Below are 20,213 nucleotides of genomic sequence, written 5' to 3' on the forward strand. Positions count from 1 at the left end.
TCGAATGTATTTATACTACGAACTGTTAAGATGAAACTCGGTTGGATTCGATGCGTGAAACATCTAAATTTGTTAATAAAGTCATTAAAATGGAAGAAGAAACAATCATCAGAAATACGGGGCCGAAATATTCCGAGATGCTAATGGAACTTGTGCAAGAATTTGATGAACAACTGTCCAGCGAACTGACATTCGAGGATACGTTGGAGGTTGGAATCGATGCTTGGAATTTAGCGAATAACAAAGAATTCTTGATGAATAACAATTTGTTTGAAAAAGAACTAAAAAATCATAATTATCATGATGTCATTGACAAAATGGTTGATTACAAAATAGAAAGATTCCCAGAATACAACAATGTCATTGTTGATTATAGTACAGCGAACAACATTCTTCAAGTGAAGACCCAAACTCAAGAAAATCATTTTAATAGTATCATCATAGGTCAAATGATTACCATGAAAACTAAAAACGCGTGATGCCTGAAACCAACCGCATAGAATACAAACGTGAGCTGACCAAAGACTTGGATTTGGAAAAAGAAGTGGTGGCGTTTTTAAATTACCATGAGGGCGGTTTGATCTATATCGGTATTGACAAAAAGGGTAAAACCGTAGGCGTGGCCGACCCGGATGCCGATATGCTTAAAATAAAAGACCGTATAAAAAACAACATCTCCCCTTCGGCCATGGGTCTGTTCGATGTAGTGACCGAAGAAAAAGATGGCAAAACTATCATCAAGATCATCGTAGCCAGCGGCAGCGAAAAACCATACTTCAAGAAAAAATACGGGATGACCGAGAAAGGCTGTTACCTCCGCATTGGTACGGCTGCCGAGCCCATGCCCCAGAAAATGATCGAGGAATTGTTCGCCTCCCGTACACGTAATTCCATTGGCAAGATAAAGGCCAACAGACAGAATGTTAGCTTTGAACAACTGCGCATTTATTACGAAGAAAAACGGAAACCACTCAATAAACAGTTAAAAAAGAACTTGGAACTCCTGACTCCGCAAGGTGATTTAAATTATGCGGGTTACCTATTGGCAGATGAAAACAATATCTCTGTAAAAGTAGCCAAGTACAAAGGCGGTACACGGGTAGATTTAGCGGAAAGCAACGAGTATGGCTATGTATCGCTAGTCAAGGCCACTAAAAGTGTACTTGATAAAATAGGATTGGAAAACCGCACCATCACTCAAATCACTTCTAAAGAGCGTTTGGAAAAACGTCTTTGGAACAGTATTGCTCTTCGCGAAGCCATTATTAATGCCTTCGTCCATAATGATTAAACTCGAGAAATAGCACCCAAATTCGAGATATTTCAGGATAGGATAGAAATCACTTCCGTTGGGTCTTTGCCTGAAGGGTTAAGCGAAAGTGAGTTTTTTGAAGGCTTTTCCGTTCCGCGCAACAAGGAACTGATGCGGATTTTCAAAGATTTGGACTTGGTTGAACAATTAGGGTCGGGTATTCCAAGAATCTTGGAGTCTTATGGTAAGGAGTGTTTCCAGTTCTCCGATAATTTCTTGCGAATGGTGCTTCCCTCGGAAGAACCTGTCCACTCCACCGAACAAGATACCGAACAAGTCACCGAACAAGTCACCGAACAAGTTGAAACCCTTATTAAAGTGATGAACGGTGAAGAATATTCACGAGCAGAAATAATGGAATTGGTTGAAGTTAAACACCGCCCTACATTCTTATATAACTACTTGCAACCGGCCATAGCGTTGGGCTTTATCGAATTAACAATTCCTGATAAACCCAATAGTAGTAAACAGAAATATAAACTGACTCAAAAAGGTAGGGACAGAAAAGCCCAATGAAATTTACCGACACTTTGAAATCAAGCGCTTTTTATGCGAAGTGATTTATCGATAATTATCTCAATATCTTCCTTCAAAAAGTTAGAACTTTGTCCTGCCGAGGTCACAGAAAAGGAGCTATTAAAAATAGCTCCTTTTTATTTTTGGCACCCCTGTATATTAATCTCCTACATTTCCAATCGTATTACTATCTATCCTTAACGGTATTTCAATATAACCATCCCCATACCATTTAATGATCAAAGGCTCTTTCGCATCATTGATGGTTTCTTCGCTGACATTTTTTCCCGTTCCATAATTTATTTCCGTAAAGGGTTCTTTGTTTCCGTTGACGACCACTACCAAACGACTGCCCTTGCTTATCTTTTTACTGGTGATCCGCACAATGCCAAAAGGAAGTTTTGTTTTCTTGTTGGGTATCAACAACTGCCGTTTCTCAAGACTATGCGCAAAACTTGCCCTAGCCTTATAGGGCAAGGTCAAGGCAAAGAATTTACCATCTGGGGTCTGTTCAAACAAGACTACCGTATAATCAAAATCTTTTTTGTTAATGGACACCGAAATTTCGCCACCAAAGGATCCGTTCAATTCAACATCGGATTCAAAAGGTTGGGTGACAAAAGAAAAACCACCGCCAACCATAAGGCTATCCGCAACAATAGCCCGCCATCCACTCGAATTCCAAGTTCGATTGCTACGGTCTGTGAAATCTATGACCTGTTCCAAATATTCGCTGGAATCCAAGGGTTGCTGGGAGAGAGTGTAATGTTCATCCTTGTCATTGTTTCCCGTTCCAAACAAAGATGCGAAAGTTACACCCGAACGCCCATTGCCCAAATAATACTTTAAAGTATCAGTTGCCATGGCCTGCAAAGAAGGGGCATGACCCCATTTGTTCGCTCCCATTACCTGATAATTGATTTTATCCTGTAACAATGCTGGTTTGGCTTTTCCTTTTAAAATATGATCAAACCACTCAAAGATCAAGCTTGTGATATCAATTTGGGCCACTGGATCAATATCGTATCCCATAATATGACGATTAGGTTTCTCCTGGGCCCCAAAATGGGTGTAGGGTCCAATCACTAGATAATGTGATGCATTTGTATTGAATTTGGTATGTTCTTTTAAATAATACTGTGTTCCCACTTGCCCCCCATCATAATATCCAGTCGTGGCCAAAACAGGAATATTGATATGGGCAAATTCTTCTTTGTAGGGCATCATGTTTTGCCAATAATCATCATATGTTGGGTGTAATAAGCGCTCTCGAAACTGTGGATTGGGCAATCCATCCAAGCTATCCATTGCTTTGTAAGCTACGCCGGTTTCAAACCATTTCAAGTTCAAATTGTTCCAACGTTGCCAATTGTTATACAAAGTGGTGTCCAAATACTTGTTGTTGGACACATAATGGTTCCAAGGATAATGAAAGTTCCAATGAATGCCATTCTCCATAGGTTCGGCTATACCGGGTGCTGCCGAAACGGAGGGCACAATAGTTTTAAGCGCTGAATGTACCTTGTATTTTACCGCGGCCCATTGGGTAAACCCGACGTAACTTCCACCGTACATCCCCACCTTTTGATTGCTCCAATCCTGTTTGCTGATCCAGTCGATTACTTCATACGCATCTTTTGCCTCATATTTATAGGGTACAATCGAATCCGGGCTCAATCCTTTGCCTCGGGTGTACGAAACCACACCTATATACCCATGGTCGGCCGCCATTTTTGCCCTGTCCAGGTCATTTTTACGGGCATAAATGGTGTGGAACAAAATAGTTGGGGCTGGCTCCTCCAATTCGGAATTTCGAACGATTATCGCATGGATATTTGCGCCATCGGCTGTTGGGATCAAAATACTATCCTGAACCAGATAGGATGAATTATTTTCGGTAATGATTCTAGGGGGCCGAACTTGATTTTGCTCCTTGCAAGAAGCGAAAAAAACAAGGACTATTGCAATACCAAAAGCTATTAAACTGATTGATTTTTTCATTTTGATTGATGTTAGGATTGGGACATAGATGTCCTACTGCTGTATGCTTTTTTTGTTCGTTTTTGAATTTGATTGTTTGTAAATGGCTACAAACTATTTCGTTTTTTGAAGCTTACGGATTGCCTACTCGATAGATCAACAATTTCCCCCGTGGTCAATACAAGTCGTAGTTTGTTATTAAAATAGGGCTGAATTTCCTTAATGTACTCGGTGTTGATGATCTGACTTCTATTTGCCCTAAAAAAAATGTCGGGGTCCAATCTCTTCTCCAATCGGTTCAACGAGCGTTTGATCATAGGTTTTTCATCACCAAAATATAGCCGCGCATAGTTGTCCATGGACTCGATTAAACTAACCTCCGCCAATGCAATAAAGTACACCTTTTCGCCATCTTTAATAAAGATTTTTTGATGGCTCGCCAAGGGTACCTTCTGCTCTTCTTCCTGCTTTTTAAACTCAAGCTTTACTTTTTCGATGGTTTTGGCAAAACGTTCTTCCCGAAGCGGTTTTACCAAATAATCCAGTGCATTTACTTCAAAGGCCTGAACCGCATATTGATCATAGGCAGTCGTGAACACCACTTCTGGAACAGTTCCCAACTCCTCCAATAAATCAAAACCTGATTTTCCGGGCATGTGGATGTCCAAAAAAATGAGGTCCGGCTGTTCCTTTTCCACCAATTTTTTGGCTACTTCCACATTGTTTGCCTCCCCAATTATGGTAAATTCCGGATAGTGTTCCAGTGCTCTTCGTACCTCTTCACGAGCCAAGCGTTCATCATCTATGATCAATGTTCTATAGTTGCCCATTATTTTTCAATTGGAATTAGTAAAGTGGCCAGAACCACATTTTCTGAAGGCGTTGCAATCTCGATCTTCGCTAGACCATCATATTGCAACAAAAGGCGTTCACTTAGATTTTTAAGCCCTACTCCCGCATCTTCTCCTTTTAAGAAGACCCCAGGATTCTTTACCTGAACCACGACATAACCCTCCTTTTTTTGAACTGAAATATCTACCGTACCTCCTTGTATTTGTTTGTCCACCCCATGCTTTATGGCGTTCTCCACCAATAGTTGGATACTCAAAGGTGGAATTTTTACTTTATCGAGGGATTTGTCAAGGTTCATATTAATGGTCAATCGTTCTTCAAACCGAAGCTTTTCCAACTCTACATAATCGTTTACCAAAGCCATTTCTTCGGCTATGGAAATGGTCAAGTGCTCCTTATCGTAGAGCGATGTACGCAATAGATCGGACAACAAATCGATGGCCCTTCTTGCTCCGGTCGGGTTCTCAACAACCAGCGCCTTGATCGAGTTCAAAGAATTGAACAAGAAATGAGGATTGAGCTGTGCCGATAAATTATCCAACTGACTTTGCTTTGCTTTGATGGTAAGTTGGGCATTTACTTTTGTCGTATTTACTTCTCTCATATAAAAATGATAGGCGTGATAGGCGAGTACCCAAATTGCCATATGCCTCAAACCTGTGATCAAAACCGGGTTCCAAACCAAGATATTTTCCACAAAGACATTTACCTCATTGACCAAGTAGATATATGCCGATGTTTTTAAATTCATGAGCTGCATGAACAAAACGGCCAAAACGAATATGGATGGTATGAGCTTTTTCAACAATGGTCTAATGCCCATTTGATTCCATTTAAAATGCAATGCTATGGTCCTATATGCGTGGGTAAGCCCAATACAGATGGAAACATCGAGCACATAGTTGATCATGGCATGGGAAACGGTAAATTGGTCTCTGTCCAGTGCAATATAAAGCCACAACAAGGATACCACGCCCCAACCTATAAGTTGGCATTTCCAATAAAGTGATAATCCCATATGTGTGCCTTTATTTTCCAATGCTCGTATTTGAAATGTACTTTATCCTAAAAAAAATATTACTCCCCGGCTTTTGAATAACTGGTCAATTCATTGGTATACAAACCATAACCATCATCATTTATATGTTTGATGTATGTTTTCAATGCTGGGGCATACCACCAAATATCGGTCATCTCACCCTTAAAACCTCTTGAATTTGTCACAATCCCTTTATATTCAATTTTATAGGCCTCGAATTTCCCTGCTTCTACATTCAGTTCTTCAAAGGAAACAACTTCAACATCCTGACTGGTCTTTCCGGTGGTTCCCTCGTTGTTCGCCCATTCCGAAACATACTTCCATTTTTTTCCTACTTGCAAAGGCCAACTCCTAAATGGTGTACTGCTCTGGTTTTTATTTATTTCAGTAGGAATTTGAAGGGTATCCGTTCCGTTCCACAGCCCCAAAGTACCCTTGTATTTAACAACTTCTTGTACATCCTCGCCTTCTGCCCGAACTTCACCATCTACTTTTCGTTCCCATTTCCAAGTCCATTTTTCTCCCATTTGGTAATCTTTTACAATGGGTTCATTGGTTTTTTTTGATGCACAGCTAGTGAAAATCAATACCAATACAAGTTTTGCAATTACTCCTTTTCTCATTTGTTCGTTTTTTGATTGATGAATAACTTGATACAAAGCAATGAAAATCATCCAACTCTGTATAGTAAAAGTACAGGAGTGCAGGTTTATGGGGTTAAATGGCAGAAAATAGTTGGTAACCCGAGGTACCAATAAGCTTTTATATAAATAAAAGAACCCTTTACACTTACTGAATACTATAAGTTGATACCATACAAGGATTTACAATACCTCCTTTTTTTGGTTTGACCCTGTTCAATTAAAACAAAAAACAAACTATAAGATTTTGTGTACCTTTTTATATCTGTTAATTTTAGATGCGTTGACACCCGATTTCCCCTCTAACAAGCTTTTAAAGGTTTCTTTAAGTTTTTGAACGATTTCCTTCTTGTTTTATCATCCTTAAAAAACACGATTGAAATTGTCTCAAAAAGTATGTATCGCGACCTTTACACTCTCATAGAAACAATTGATCCCCCTAAAATTAGGGGGATCGTTACGATTGAAGTTTTGGGTCAATCGATAAACAAGAGGTCAAAACTTAACACCTTACGTATAAGGTTTTGGATTGTTGTTTAGCTAATTCATTTTAACCCTTGATTTTCTTCGCCATTTTTTTCTCCAAATTCAACGCATTCAGTTCGTCCAATAATTTTGCCAGTTCTTGACTCAGCTCTTCGTAAACTTGGTAGGCACCATTGGTAGGTTTTGATTCTGCGCTATCCACTATTAAACTAAGGCTGGCCAACTTGTTGTTCAATTTTATAGGATAGTTTAAAGGATCCTGATTACTTTCATTTTTAACCTGGTACAATTCACTTTCTATGGCATCCAATTTTTTTAATGTGGATTTTCTGATATCGTCCCCCATTTCCTTTTTGTATTTTCGAATGGCGATAACAGCTTCGTTGGCCTCGCTTAATTTGTTCCTTAAATTCATTAAAAGGTCAAATTGCTTTTTAAGATCGGCCGAACTCACGTTCTTCACCCTTGGATCCATTTTCACTTCAAATTCTTTGGTCTCACTTTTGCCATCTGCGGTTATCCTTACCTGATATTTTCCAGGAAGGGCCATTGGACCTCTTTTAGGGCGTGCAGACCACAGGATCATTTTATCGAAAACAGTGGCGCCTGGATAACGAAGGTCCCAGTTAAAGGTGTTCAGCCCCATGTGAGTAGTGGGCACATCCTTATCTTTTTTCTTCTTGCCTTCTTCTTCCTCGTTCTTATCCTTCTCTTCGGTTGCCATTTCCTCGGCAGGATCTTTGGGGGCAAACTTTCTGATTACATTTCCAGATCCATCCAAAATCTCGATGGTTACCTCATTGGCCTCTTTACCCAAATAGTACTGAAAAACAGCATCTTGCACTCGTCTTACTGAATAATACGGGGTGTACACATGCAGATCTTTCTGCAAAATATCTTCTTTGTACTCACGTATCGGGGATATATCATCCAAAATCCACATAGATCTACCATGGGTTGCAATAGCAATGTCCTTTTCGGTAACGACTAGATCGCGCACAGCTACATCGGGTAGGTTCAACTGGAACGATTTCCAATTTTCCCCCGCATCAAAAGACACATACATTCCGTGTTCGGTACCTGCATAAAGCAATCCGGGCACTTGTATATCTTCTCGAACGGCATGTACATAATGACCATCTGCAATACCATTGATGATCTTGGTCCAAGTGGCACCATAATCGGTAGTTTTGTAGATATATGGGGCACGGTCGTTCATTTGATACCTTTTTATGGCAACATAAGCTGTACCGGCATGATGCCTTGAAGCATCGATAATACTGATTCTTGAGTGTTTCGGCACATCGGGAGGTGTTATATTTTCCCAAGATTTACCATGGTTTCGGGTAATGTGCAACATTCCATCATCTGAGCCTGCCCAAATAGTATTCACATCATGGTACGAAGGTGCCAATGCATAAACAGTGGCATACAATTCGGGACCACTCATATCCAGGGTAACGACCCCTCCGCTTTCCCCCATGGTCTCCGGGTCGGCATAAGTTAGGTCTGGACTGATTTTTTCCCAGGATTGCCCACGATCGTTGGAGACCCATACGTGTTGGGAAGTTACGTAAAGTCTATCCGAATCCAGTGGGGAAAATACTATAGGATAGGTCCAATGTACACGCTCGGGCAAAGTTTCTGCCGGTTCACCCATAAAATAACGTGGATATGGCTCAATTCTCCTACTTTCTCCTGTCCTCCTATTATAGCGGGTAAGTACTCCGGAATAACTGCCCGCATAGAAAACATCCAGGTCTTCCGGGTCTTGGGTTATATATCCGCTCTCACCTCCACCAACGGCATAATGGGGCGTGGATTTTTTTAAAGTGTTTGTTCTTGCCGTTAAAAAGTTCCACCCTTCGCTCGGGACAGCAATGGTGCTATTGTCTTGCTGGGCACCTGCCACAAAATATGGAAAATCGTTCGTCGCAGTAATATGGTAAAGTTGAGCGGTCGGAAAATTTTCATCTGTCCAGGTTTTACCGCCATTTACCGAAATAGTTCCTCCTCCATCGTTGGCCTGTGCCATACGCATTGGATTGTTCGGGTCTATCCAAAGGTCATGGTTATCGCCGTGTGGAACTTTGATCTCAGTATCAAACTTCTCTCCACCATCTGTAGATTTCCAGAAATTTACATTGAGTACATAAACTGTTTCTCTATCCTTGGGATCTGCGTAAATACGTGTGTAATAAAACGCTCTTTGGCGCAGTTTTCTTTCGTTATTGGTATGTTCCCAAGTCTTTCCGCCATCATCAGATCGGAAAACACCACCGTTATTGGCTTCAATTATGGCCCAAACACGATTAGAGTCCACTGGGGATACAGTAATACCGATTTTTCCTATCGGTGCTTCTGGCATTCCGGGCAAATTGCTAAGCTCTTCCCAGCTTTCACCTCCATCTGTAGATTTATACAAAGCCGAAGCTCCGCCTCCACCCCACATTTTCCAAGGGGTTCTGTATACTTCCCAGATAGAAGCGTAAATCGTATTTGGATCGGAAGGATCCAAGATCAAATCGGCCGCACCTGCTTTTGGGCCCTTGTACAGGATTTTTTTCCAGGTGCCCCCCCCATCTGTGGTTTTAAACACACCTCTTTCTTCGTTTGGACCAAAAGGATGACCCAAAACTGCTGCATATACAATATCGGGGTTGGTCGGGTGGATCCGTATCCTCGAAATGGTCTGCGAATCTTTTAAACCGGCATGTACCCAGGTTTTTCCCGCATCGGTGGATTTGTAAACACCATCACCCTGCATAATGTTGCCTCTAAACTCTGACTCTCCCGTACCAATGTATACGATATCCGGGTCACTATCGGCCACATCCACCGCGCCTACAGAGGACGAGTTGATCTGTCCGTCGGTAACTGGGTCCCATGTGTTACCTCCATCGGTGGTTTTCCAAAGTCCTCCGCCGGTAGCACCAAAATAGTATTCGTTCTGTCGGTCCGCGTGACCTGCAATACCAATGGAACGTCCGCCACGGTATGGCCCTGCTACACGATATTCCATGGATTTAAAAAGTGTAGTGTCCAAAGGTTTGTTCTGCGCCTGTGCATTTGTACCCAAAAGTGCGATACAGAAGCCCAAACCACTTAGTGCAATATATTTTATCTTTTTAAAGTGTTTCATAATTATTGTTTTATTGGTTGGATAAATTAGCGATACGCTTCGTTTTGCTCGAGATTTGGATTTGCATCGAGTTCAAATCTTGGGATTGGAAAAACTGCTCTTCCGATTTCTGGAATGCTTACCGCCGGCCCATTGTTTCTGTTAATATTTTGAAGTACATCCATAATCTGTCCTGTTCGGGTCAAATCAAAGAAACGGTGTCCCTCGAAGGCAAACTCCAGTTTTCTTTCTTGCCAGATTAGCTCTAAAACTTCCTGTTTAGTTGCTGGGGTAACTGCAATGGCATCAATACCTGCTCTAGTTCTAACCTCGTTCAAATCGTCGATTGCCCCATCAAGGTCATCGGTCTGGGCCAAGGCCTCTGCCCTATTTAGATACATTTCGGAAATACGGATGATATGGATGTTATCCAGTCCGCCTGCTTTTTGATATTTGATTTGAAAATTGCCGTTGGACTCGGAAAATCCAAATAACTGTCCGCGAACATCCATTGGATCGGATGAAGCCTCCAAATAAAATTCCTGGTGCGAGGTTAAATCCCCACGGCCGCCATTGGGATTGTACCAGTTTCGGATGCCACTTTGATCGGTAGTGTTAAAATCGAGTTCAAAAACCGATTCTTGGTTGGATTTGGTGACAAATATGTCCAAAAAATTTGGGTTCAGTGTGTACTTAGGGTCAGCAATTACATCTGTTGAATAATCGATTACGTCTTCGTAGTATCCTAAATACAGATACAATCTAGAAATTAATGCCCGTGCCGCTCCTTTGGATGCCACAGTTTTGTCGTTGGTATCCGGCAACAGCTCTATAGCGTTCAACAAATCTTCTTCTACTGCCAAATAGGAATCCAGCAGTGCGGGCCTTTCTGGATAAGTGATCTCCTCGATAGATCCCGTTGCCTCTCTTATTACTGGCATACCCATGGTCCCTACCACCCCGGGAACACCTCCGTACACCCGGTTCAAGTCGAACAAGGCCAACGCTCTAATAAAGTATGCTGCGCCCAATTTTGCATCCTTGCTTTCGTCGGTGATATTATCCAATTCTGCAACTTTTTTGAGCACATTGTTGGCAATGTTAATGGCAGAATTGGCTCTTTTATAAAAATTATCGTTCTCGGTATTCCCCGCGGCCGATACTTCGTAAGTGTCCATTTCACGATAAAAATCCCAAGTTCCAATACTTTGGGCTATATCGGACGATACATCTCCCATGATCAGGAAATTGTCACCGTAGTAGTCCGAGCTTTGCAATTCGTTGTACATACCGTTTACCGCAGCACGGGCACTGGTCTCATCGGTAACCACTGAAGCTTCCTCCACTTGATTTTCAGGTGTCCTCTCCAGTATATCATCACATGCGGTGGTTATCAACAATCCGAGCACGGTGGTATATCTCAGGAAAGTCTTCACGTTTATATTTATGGTCTTATACATTGGTTTATTTTTTTTTAAGTTTTTCACTCCTATTTCTTTGTTTTTCAATTAAAAACTTAGGTTGATACCTGCCATGATCGTCATTGGGGAAGGAGTGGTAAAAAACTCAACTCCTTGGGTCAATGATGTATCTGCAGTTGCAGTCACTTCCGGATCTAATCCGGAATAATTTGTAATGGTCACAATATTCTGACCTGAAACATATACTCTTGCCGTTGACATTTTTAAAGATTCCGTGATCGAAGATGGCAAAGTATAACCCAATGATATGTTTTTCAATCTTAAATAGGAACCGTCTTCCACAAATCGAGATGGTCTAAGATCCGATGCATAATTGGCCGCAGACATTCTTGGTACATCAGTAATATCGCCCGGCTGTTGCCATCTGGCCAATTGCGAAGTCGTGTAGTTGGTACCCCTACTACCGCCATGTTCCATAAAAAAGCGTGTAAAGTTCAATTGCTCGTTTCCGTAGGAGAATTGCCAGAAAAAGCTAAGATCAACTCCCTTGTATTTCAAAGTATTGGTAAGTCCTCCAAAAAAGTCCGGGTTGGCATCGCCAACAATATATCGGTCGGAGCTGGTAGAAAACTCCCCATCCCCATCATAATCTTCAAAAATGGCATCACCTGTTTGTGGATCTACGCCCAATTGTTTGTGCATGTAGTAGGAATACATCGGTGCACCTTCTTCATATCGGAACAAATCCCTGTTGTACACATTGAAAGGAGCTGCCAGATCTAAAATTTTATTTCTATTCCCGGAAATATTTCCATTGATGTACCAAGTCAAATCATTATTCGTTGGGAATACTTCCACACCCAGACCTATTTCCACACCTTGGTTTTGGATCGCTCCCGAATTTTGGATCACCGACTCAAATCCGGATGTAGTTGGCACAGGTACTTCCAACAATAGATCTTCGGTCTTTTTATAATAATAGCCGGCCGTAAAGTTGACTCTGTTATCGAACATGGTCATATCCATACTGATATCAGTCTGCTTTGTAGTTTCCCACTTGAGCGAAGGATTTTCCAATTGTAGAGGACGTACGCCTGGCTCAGAGGTGTATGCAGCTCCTTCCCAAAGACCTACCGAATTAAAATCGGTAATTCCACTTTGGTTACCGGTGATACCGTAGCCCACCATAAACTTTAGGTTGTTCAAAAACTTTACGTCCTGTAAAAATTTTTCTTTGGATATGACCCATCCCAAACCTACCGCCGGGAAAATTCCCCAACGATTGTCCTTTCCAAATCGGGATGAGGCATCGCCCCTTAAGTTTAATGTGACCAAATATTTTTGATCAAAATTATAATTGACCCTCGAAAATATGGAGGCCAATCCATAGCTCGTGCTTCCTGAACTGGCATCTAAAATAGCTGCTGAGCTTATTTGTCTAAAATCGTTGGTAGGAAAACCGGTCCCACTCGAAAAACCATATCTTCTGATCGACTTTTGAACGGAATTACCCACCAAAATATTAAATGCATTTTTTTCCAAATTAAACTGATAACTCAAAACATTTTCCTGAATCCAGTTATAATCATCGAGGGTATATAAATCTGCACTTCCCTGTACGGCACTACCCGCATTTGTATTGGTATTAAGGTATTCCGTTTCCCTATTATTGGTATAATCCGCACTAAATGAAGATTTTAACCTCAACCCGGGCAAAAAGGTATATTCGGCAAAAACGGTACCTAGAAATCTTCCTGTTTCCATTTGGATATCCACATCGTTGATCGTTGCCAAAGGGTGGTCAATGGTAGGGATACGATTATAGTTGCCATCTGCATCCAACACCTCCATATTTGAAGGGTAAAAGTGCGAACCGGCAAAGGCTCCGGCAATATTATCGCTATTCGGCACTATATCCCGATTGGAACGGGAGTATAGCATACTTGTTCCCATATTTAGTTTGGAATTGACCCTAAAATCCATGTTCACCCTTCCTGAGAAACGCTCAAAACCAGAGTTTTTGATCAATCCCTCTTGCGAATAGTTGTTGGCCGAAACAAAGTATCTTGCTTTTTCTCCTCCTCCTTTCACGGAAAGATCTATGTTTCGAATGGGAGCTCCATCGTTCACCACCAAATCGTTCCAATTGGTATTAACGGCGTTGGCCGGATCGGCATAGGGCTCTGGACGGCCATTGTTACGGGCACTCTCATTCATAAGAGTTTCGAACTGTTGGCCTGTTACCAATGATGGTTTCTTTACATAACTCTGTACACCTCCATAAACTCCAATACTGACCACGGCCTTGTCCCGCGTACCTTTTTTAGTAGTAATGAGTACCACTCCGTTTGCCGCCCTGGAACCATAAATTGCAGTAGCAGAAGCATCTTTTAAGATATCTATGGATTCAATATCGGCAGGGTTTATATCTGCAATTGGGCTAACCGTTGCTCCACCGACATCGTTTTGGGAAAGGTTTCCACTTTGGATTGGAATTCCGTCCACTACATAGAGTGGATCACTGGACCCACTTATGGAAGAGGAACCACGGACCCTAACAAAAACACCTCCTCCTGGATCGCCCGAGTTGGTGGAAACAAATACTCCGGGAGCACGCCCTTGCAAAAGTTGATCTGAGCTAGCTACCGGTAGGTTTTCAATTTCCTCTGCCTTAACCGACGAAACATTACTGGTCAAAGTTTCACGGTTCTGCTCACCATAGGCAACTACCACTACTTCGCTCAACTGCTCCGAATCTTCCACCATGGTTATAGTAAGGTTGCTTTGGTCGTTTACCGGCACTTCCAACGGTTTAAATCCTAAATAGGTTACTGCCAAAACTGCCCCCGGAGCAACGGTCAATGAAAACTTACCATCAAAATCGGTTTGTGTTCCGTTTGAGGTACCTTTTTCCACCACATTTGCTCCCGGCAACGGCATTCCATTATTATCGGAAACAACTCCACTGATTTGGTTTTGTTCGCTCTCAATGTCCTCCTTGGGCATCGCTTTTTTAGCCGTAGGCGGATTCGCAGCTATATTTACAATTATCTGACGACCTTGAATGGCATAGGACAATTTTGTGTTTTTAAATACGGTGTTCAATACATCCGTAATGTCACCATTCTCTATCTTTAAGGTTACTTTTTGATCTAAAGAAGTAATACCACTTTCATACAAAAAACGGTAGGTAGTCAACGATTCTATCTTTTTGAATACTTGTTCCACCGTCACATTTTTCATGTGCAGATTTAGTGGGACTTCGGATGACCGATCGTTTGCCTGAAGCTGAAAAAGACTCAGCGCCAAGAAAAAGGTTAACAGATTAAGCTTGGACCTTTTGACCGTTGATTGGTCTGGCCTAATAATCCTAGTTGGGGTTTTTTCCATGTTATTTGAGTTTGAAGTTAGTTATTAGTAAAGCCAATTGGTTTTTTGGCCCAACACTGGTTGGACTAATTGGCCTGGTTTCTTATGGTTGTATAGAAATTCGTATTTGCTTCGGGAACTATCAGGTGTTTTTTATTCTATTTGTATGGTTTTGCCATCTATTTGGTAATTGTAGCCCAGTATATTCTTCATTGATCGAAGCACATCATCTATGGTTTCAATCTCCACACTGAATCTGGCGTTCAATACTTTATTATTTAAATCGGTGTTTTTGTTTTCGATACTTACATTGTACCTGCGCTCGAGCATGGTGAGTATTTCATTAAAAGGAGTGTCCCTAAAAACCAGTTCACCTCCTATCCAACTTGTATAAAGGTCTACATCCACTTCGGACATGCGAGAAGAAAGTGTTGTTTTGTTCCAAGATCCCTTGGTGCCGGGGGTCAGTATCATATCCCCTTCATCGGTTTCCGAGTTTCTCATGGCCACCTGCCCTTCAACAAGTACTGTTTGTATTTCTGGGTTCTCTGGATACGAACTCACATTAAACTGTGTACCCAATACTTCCACGGTTACTTTATCGGAATGCACCAAAAACGGATGGGCCTTATCTGAGGTTACATCAAAATAGGCCTCTCCTTTTATAAATACCTCTCTATTTTTTCCTTTGATAAAATTTATTGGATATGTAATGGTCGTTCCTGAATTAAGATGAACCAAGGTACCGTCGGACAACTCAAGTTCGAACACTTGTCCATATGGAATCTTTAATTCGTTGTATTCCAATTTTTTGATACTGGACTGTGATACGTACTTGATCCTGTTCCCTTTTTGTTCGGCGATGAGCTCCCCGGTTGAAGAGCGGATCTGGCCATTGCCGTCCTCATCAATAATCCGAACATCGTGATCGGCTCCTTTTAAGGTCACCACTTCCCCATTGACCGGCTGCTCGGGCAGTTCTGGAGATTTAACTATTTTAAAGATAATTGTTGCCCCTAACAGCACAATGGCCACTGCGGCATACTTTAGAACATTTTTCCACAAGGGCACTACCCGTGTTTGTACTCCATTTTTCTTTTGCAGTCTTTTTTGGAATCGTGTCCATTCTTCATCGATGTTGAGCGAACGTGTTTCCTCCAAATAACTTTCCACCAATCCCTCCGCATGTAATTTCTGTACCAACTCCTTTTCTTCGGGAGTCAAGTCTTTCAGCAATTCCTGATCAATAACATCCGAGGATTTTATCCGGTGCAATAATTGTCTTAGTCTTGATTTTTCCACAACTGTGTTTTTCTAATTATAAGTAGGGACAGTTTTACAATAGGGTGACAGTTGCTTGTTAAATTTTAACTTTTTTCTAAAAAAACATGGTTGTAAGACAATTTTTTTACACATTTAATGAGCAATTACTATTTTTATGAAGGTTTTTCTAATCTCAAAATACCTGTAACCCCAATAGTGAAAGAAAAATTGAATAGTGACAACGTGGATATAGAACTTCAATTCAAAGAAAATTATGAGTTGTTGCTGATAACATCCTACACTATTCTTAAGGATAAAAATATTGCCTGCGACATTGTTCAAGATTTTTTTGAATACTACATCAACAAAAATGAATCCATTGCCCTAAAAGTATCTTTCCAAGCATATGCAGTGCGTGCTGTAAAAAACATGAGCTATACTTTTTTACGAAAAACCAGTCAAGAAAGAGCTCTACTTCAAAATCTTCCAAAAGAAACAGAAGTAATCGACCATCCGGCCATGGAAGTTGACCCACGGGAACTTAATCTTTCTAGGCTAATGGAATCTTTGCCTCCAAAAAGAAAAAAGATCTTTGAAGCTTCGGTGATCAATGGCCATAGCTATGCTGAGATCGCAGAGGCCAATGGCATATCTGTAAACACGGTAAAAACCCAGATAAAGCGAGCCTATGCCTTTATGCGAGCCACCGTAAAGACTTTCCTTTTTTGAACAAAATTGGCCTTTAGCTAGTTAGGCCCTTTATAAATTAGGTCTTGCAAATCAATTTCCCCAATTTTCTGGGTAAGCTCTGCATTAGAGTACAGCTCCATTGCCGGCTCTAAGAAATGATAGCTGTAACGAGCTCCATACACGAAAGGGTTGTCCGTTTGAAAATCTTTAAAAACCGACCTTACTTTCATGGTAAGCTGTAGGAGTACGCTTTTATCATTGATCAGGGCCTCGGCCTTTTCCGGGGCTATCTTAAAGAGGACATACCCATTTATATACTCCACTTGGCTCGTTTTATTGGCAATCTCTTGCCCATACGGTGTCTGGGGCAAAAATTCAGAAAAATAATCCAAAGAAGACACCTTGATCGATTTGCTTCTTAAAGGTAATTGAACCCAGAATCCACCTTTGTCAAAATCATATTGCCCGTGAAACTTTATATCATGCACCAACTGAAAATCTTCGGTCCCGTCCGAAAAAAAGGCTTCGCTCCATTTTAATATGGTTTCCAAATACTTGTCCACAAACGAAACATACCTTTCGTTCTCGGTAAAATCATCGGCCTGGTGACCGCCCCATTTACGAACAAACGGACTTTTTCCGTCGCCGCTCCAATCGTTCATAAAATATTCCCTTTTTAAGGCATCGGTACCCATATCAAAAGCAAACTCTTTTAATACTTTTTGCGCCAGACTGGATTTCGCCTCTTGTTCTATGATCTCTCCTTTGGTCTGTTGGGTAAGGGCCGTTTTATCCATCGCCTTAAAATGCTCTTTTAACATATGGATACGTACCAAATGGGCAAAACCCGTATAGCCCAAGCCCGTGAGGTTTCTTTTGTCCGCCGCCTCCTTTGAAAGATCTACCTGCTTGGGGTTGTCCCGCTTCATGTAAAAATCTATGGCCCCAAATCGGGGAAGTCCCTTGTGTTTTTGAATCACTATATCCTTAAAGGCAGGATCCGGAGATTTGTACACCAAATAATCCGATTCGTTATACGTGGTTTTTGATTGCTCTACGGCCTTGGGGGATGCCGATTTATCTTGATCGTTTTTGACCGTTACAGGACCTTTAGCGTCTCCAGCTGTCTTTGTGCCACTCTTACTTTCGGTAAAAACAACATCTATCCCATTGTTTGCCTTTTTGAGCAATTTTTCTTCTGCTTGTTGTTTCAGCTTTTTAAAAAATTGGGCATTGGTCTTGGGCGATATGGTAAACACTAGCCCCGCCATGATCAACATATATACCCGATTGTTGCCCATTTTGATTATTGTTTAAGATTTGCACTATTTATATCCACCTCGCCCATTTTATCGGTAAGTGCCACATCTTTGTAAAATTCAATGATCGGACTCTCCAGTTCGTATTCCCAATTTACAGAGGTCATATTATAGGGTTTGGGGTTTACCCGAACCTTGAACACTACAAAAACCGGTGACCTTGGAATTAATTTGTAGTTCTTGGCCTTTTGGGCATCTATGGGCAAGAATATTTTTTTGCGTTGGTGCCTTATTGCTTTCTCGTTCTCGGTGTAAGGTATAAAATTGGCATGATGTAGTATGAAATCGCCTCCTATAGAAAATAGATTCCCTATCCAATAGCCTTTTTCTTTAAAATCATATTTTTCGGCCACCAGACCCTTTGCCACATAATACGCAACGTCGCTACCATCGGCATAGAAGGTCTTACTCCAATCTTTTAGAGTGTCGTAATAATTCTTCACAAAACCGGTATAACTGCGGTTCTGGGCAAACTCGTTGTTACCCATGCCCCCCCAATAGGAAACGTTGACCCGCTCTCCTGACGGATTATAGAAATTACAGGGTGATGCTGCTTCGGAATCACAAAAATAGTCTTTCAATTTATCGTCGGATAGCGTTTCCCCTGCCAGGATCCTTACCTGATTCTGGGCAAATTCCGAATTCCTTTTACTCAGGTCTCCTGTTGAGTTTTGATTTTTTGTAAGCTTTACACGGTCCATATCTTTGAACGTTTCCTCTAAAAACCGCATCTCCAAAATAGCCTTATAGGCCTTATTGGTAATCAGTTTGTGTGTATTTCTCTTGAAATGTAGCGCTCCATATCTTGGCAAACCCTTGTGGGATTGAATAACTATATCTCGAAAATCTTTGGATGGGGCCGAGAACCGCAATACTTCCTGATCTTGATTCTGGCCAGTATTTTTTACATTGACCGGCTTTGCCTGGTCAGCAGGATTGTTGGACCCAACCTTGGGTGGAGATTTTACAACAGGGCCGGTTGAAGCAGTATTGTCTTCCCCGTTCAAAATTCTATCTGTTTTGGAGTTTGCCGTTTCTACAACCTTATCCTCTATGCTTTTTTTTAATTTCTTAAAAAATTGGGCATTCGCAGAAATAGGCTTCAAAAAGACCATTGCCCCGAACAAGATCAATAGAATAGTTTGTGTGTTTTTGGTTCTCATCATTTGTTATCTGGTTTTGGTCACCATCGTATTAATATCAATTTCGTCAACCTTTTTTGTCAAGCTGTCATCCGAATAGATTTCAATTATCGGGGAGTTCAATTTGAATGTGGTTTTTAACTGGTCTGCCCTATAACTTTCGAGCCCGTTCAACTTTCCGGTCACATTGAACACCAAAAGTATCTGCTGTACTTTTTCCGAAAAAGTTTCGGCTTTCTCAGGCGACATTTTTAATAATATGGAGGCACCGTTGGGGTGCATTAATTTTCTTTCTGCTGAATTGCCAGGCTGCAATCCATACCACTTTAACAAAAATCCTTGATTGTAAAATTGATGTGTTATCAACCAAAACCCTCCGGCTTTAAAATCGTATTTCCCCAGATGGGTCCGGGTTACATAGTAACCATTAAGTGTATTGTCCGGAAGCAACGTACTTCCCCATTTTACGATCACGGGCAAATCGTTCTTGGCAAATGTAGTGTAGGCCCTTAGTTGCTGAAACTCGGTGGCTCCCCTCCCGCCCCATGGCCTTATGTTCCTTGGCTCGTTGTAATATCCTTCTTGCGGAAATCTCGATGTACAATCCGAATCTTCTTTTTGATTACAGAAATAGCTCATTGCATGTTCATTGGTGCTGAGCGCATTAGCAAGAACCAAAGTATGTTGTTGGGCGGTATGGGACATTTTATCTTTTTCGAACATCGTATTGGTTCGTTCGGTAAAATAATCCGTGTCCATGGCCGCAAACATCTCTTCTTTAAACCTAATCTTTAAAAGTTCCGCAAAAGCATGTCTACTGGCATTGTTGTGACTGAATCGCTTGTCGATATCCACATACGTTGCATCACTCGGCTTTACGTAACTGCCATCCGATTTTAAATAATACTCATCTTGCACCCCAAAACGCAATTTGTCGTTATGCGTCTGTAGCGACAGATCTATAAAATTGGGTGAAGGGGCTTTGTAGACCTTCTCTTTTCCTTGCCCACAAACTGAAAACAGCCCTGAAAATGCGATGAATATAAATAGTATTTGTTTCAT

General features: G+C 41.3%; 13 protein-coding genes and 1 pseudogene. 3 read left to right on the forward strand and 11 right to left on the reverse strand.

Annotated elements, in window-relative coordinates; all coding sequences use genetic code 11:
• Positions 1-89 precede the first annotated feature (89 nt).
• Positions 90-479: a hypothetical protein gene (locus ABTP35_RS02510; protein WP_375334429.1), complete on the forward strand. Its 390-nt coding sequence runs from the start codon at positions 90-92 to the stop codon at positions 477-479.
• Positions 479-1,828: pseudogene (locus tag ABTP35_RS02515) on the forward strand (Fic family protein). The gene ABTP35_RS02510 and the pseudogene ABTP35_RS02515 overlap by 1 nt, the downstream one beginning before the upstream one ends.
• A gap of 159 nt (positions 1,829-1,987) precedes the next feature.
• Here the strand turns inward: ABTP35_RS02515 and ABTP35_RS02520 are convergent.
• The 8 genes from ABTP35_RS02520 to ABTP35_RS02555 all read right to left on the reverse strand — a co-directional run bounded on the left by ABTP35_RS02520 (position 1,988) and on the right by ABTP35_RS02555 (position 16,039).
• Complete coding sequence (locus ABTP35_RS02520; protein ID WP_293294152.1) at positions 1,988-3,829, reverse strand: CocE/NonD family hydrolase; 1,842 nt, start codon at positions 3,827-3,829, stop codon at positions 1,988-1,990.
• An 86-nt stretch (positions 3,830-3,915) separates the two neighbouring features.
• Complete coding sequence (locus ABTP35_RS02525) at positions 3,916-4,638, reverse strand: LytTR family DNA-binding domain-containing protein (RefSeq protein WP_293294150.1); 723 nt, start codon at positions 4,636-4,638, stop codon at positions 3,916-3,918.
• The gene (locus tag ABTP35_RS02530; RefSeq protein WP_293294148.1) at positions 4,638-5,678 is read right to left on the reverse strand and encodes a histidine kinase; all 1,041 of its coding nucleotides are present in this window, start codon (positions 5,676-5,678) and stop codon (positions 4,638-4,640) included. The genes ABTP35_RS02525 and ABTP35_RS02530 overlap by 1 nt, the downstream gene beginning before the upstream one ends.
• A 59-nt stretch (positions 5,679-5,737) precedes the next feature.
• Complete coding sequence (locus tag ABTP35_RS02535; protein WP_293294146.1) at positions 5,738-6,322, reverse strand: hypothetical protein; 585 nt, start codon at positions 6,320-6,322, stop codon at positions 5,738-5,740.
• Positions 6,323-6,890: 568 nt separating this feature from the next.
• On the reverse strand, positions 6,891-9,968 hold the full coding sequence (locus tag ABTP35_RS02540; RefSeq protein ID WP_293294144.1) for a glycosyl hydrolase: 3,078 nt from the start codon (positions 9,966-9,968) through the stop codon (positions 6,891-6,893).
• 26 nt (positions 9,969-9,994) lie between these two features.
• A complete protein-coding gene (locus ABTP35_RS02545; RefSeq protein WP_224835273.1) occupies positions 9,995-11,407 on the reverse strand; it encodes a RagB/SusD family nutrient uptake outer membrane protein in 1,413 nt (470 codons plus the stop codon).
• Between the two features lie 48 nt (positions 11,408-11,455).
• Positions 11,456-14,611, reverse strand: coding sequence for a TonB-dependent receptor (locus tag ABTP35_RS02550; protein ID WP_375334430.1), 3,156 nt, complete (start codon positions 14,609-14,611; stop codon positions 11,456-11,458).
• A 279-nt stretch (positions 14,612-14,890) separates the two neighbouring features.
• Positions 14,891-16,039, reverse strand: a complete 1,149-nt coding sequence (locus ABTP35_RS02555; RefSeq protein ID WP_293294138.1) for a FecR domain-containing protein — start codon at positions 16,037-16,039, stop codon at positions 14,891-14,893.
• A 117-nt stretch (positions 16,040-16,156) separates the two neighbouring features.
• Between ABTP35_RS02555 and ABTP35_RS02560 the strand changes: the two genes are divergently transcribed.
• Positions 16,157-16,729: a sigma-70 family RNA polymerase sigma factor gene (locus ABTP35_RS02560; protein WP_224835276.1), complete on the forward strand. Its 573-nt coding sequence runs from the start codon at positions 16,157-16,159 to the stop codon at positions 16,727-16,729.
• A 17-nt stretch (positions 16,730-16,746) separates the two neighbouring features.
• Here the strand turns inward: ABTP35_RS02560 and ABTP35_RS02565 are convergent, their stop codons facing one another.
• The 3 genes from ABTP35_RS02565 to ABTP35_RS02575 are packed head-to-tail and all read right to left on the reverse strand — an operon-like array spanning position 16,747 to position 20,213.
• On the reverse strand, positions 16,747-17,991 hold the full coding sequence (locus tag ABTP35_RS02565) for a hypothetical protein (protein ID WP_293294136.1): 1,245 nt from the start codon (positions 17,989-17,991) through the stop codon (positions 16,747-16,749).
• 5 nt (positions 17,992-17,996) lie between these two features.
• Positions 17,997-19,175, reverse strand: a complete 1,179-nt coding sequence (locus ABTP35_RS02570) for a hypothetical protein (protein ID WP_293294134.1) — start codon at positions 19,173-19,175, stop codon at positions 17,997-17,999.
• Positions 19,176-19,178: 3 nt separating this feature from the next.
• Entirely contained in the window at positions 19,179-20,213 is a 1,035-nt protein-coding gene (locus ABTP35_RS02575) for a hypothetical protein (RefSeq protein ID WP_293294132.1), read from the reverse strand.

Origin of the sequence: Flagellimonas alginilytica (assembly GCF_042134605.1) — a bacterium.
GTDB lineage: Bacteria > Bacteroidota > Bacteroidia > Flavobacteriales > Flavobacteriaceae > Flagellimonas > Flagellimonas alginolytica.

What these genes read in the sequence shown, in the direction of transcription:
- ABTP35_RS02510 (WP_375334429.1), top strand. Translation starts at nt 90, where the DNA reads ATGGAAGAAGAAACAATCATCAGAAATACGGGGCCGAAATATTCCGAG.
- ABTP35_RS02520 (WP_293294152.1), bottom strand. Translation starts at nt 3,829, where the DNA reads ATGAAAAAATCAATCAGTTTAATAGCTTTTGGTATTGCAATAGTCCTT.
- ABTP35_RS02525 (WP_293294150.1), bottom strand. Translation starts at nt 4,638, where the DNA reads ATGGGCAACTATAGAACATTGATCATAGATGATGAACGCTTGGCTCGT.
- ABTP35_RS02530 (WP_293294148.1), bottom strand. Translation starts at nt 5,678, where the DNA reads ATGGGATTATCACTTTATTGGAAATGCCAACTTATAGGTTGGGGCGTG.
- ABTP35_RS02535 (WP_293294146.1), bottom strand. Translation starts at nt 6,322, where the DNA reads ATGAGAAAAGGAGTAATTGCAAAACTTGTATTGGTATTGATTTTCACT.
- ABTP35_RS02540 (WP_293294144.1), bottom strand. Translation starts at nt 9,968, where the DNA reads ATGAAACACTTTAAAAAGATAAAATATATTGCACTAAGTGGTTTGGGC.
- ABTP35_RS02545 (WP_224835273.1), bottom strand. Translation starts at nt 11,407, where the DNA reads ATGTATAAGACCATAAATATAAACGTGAAGACTTTCCTGAGATATACC.
- ABTP35_RS02550 (WP_375334430.1), bottom strand. Translation starts at nt 14,611, where the DNA reads ATGAAAAATGTGACGGTGGAACAAGTATTCAAAAAGATAGAATCGTTG.
- ABTP35_RS02560 (WP_224835276.1), top strand. Translation starts at nt 16,157, where the DNA reads ATGAGCAATTACTATTTTTATGAAGGTTTTTCTAATCTCAAAATACCT.
- ABTP35_RS02565 (WP_293294136.1), bottom strand. Translation starts at nt 17,991, where the DNA reads ATGGGCAACAATCGGGTATATATGTTGATCATGGCGGGGCTAGTGTTT.
- ABTP35_RS02570 (WP_293294134.1), bottom strand. Translation starts at nt 19,175, where the DNA reads ATGATGAGAACCAAAAACACACAAACTATTCTATTGATCTTGTTCGGG.
- ABTP35_RS02575 (WP_293294132.1), bottom strand. Translation starts at nt 20,213, where the DNA reads ATGAAACAAATACTATTTATATTCATCGCATTTTCAGGGCTGTTTTCA.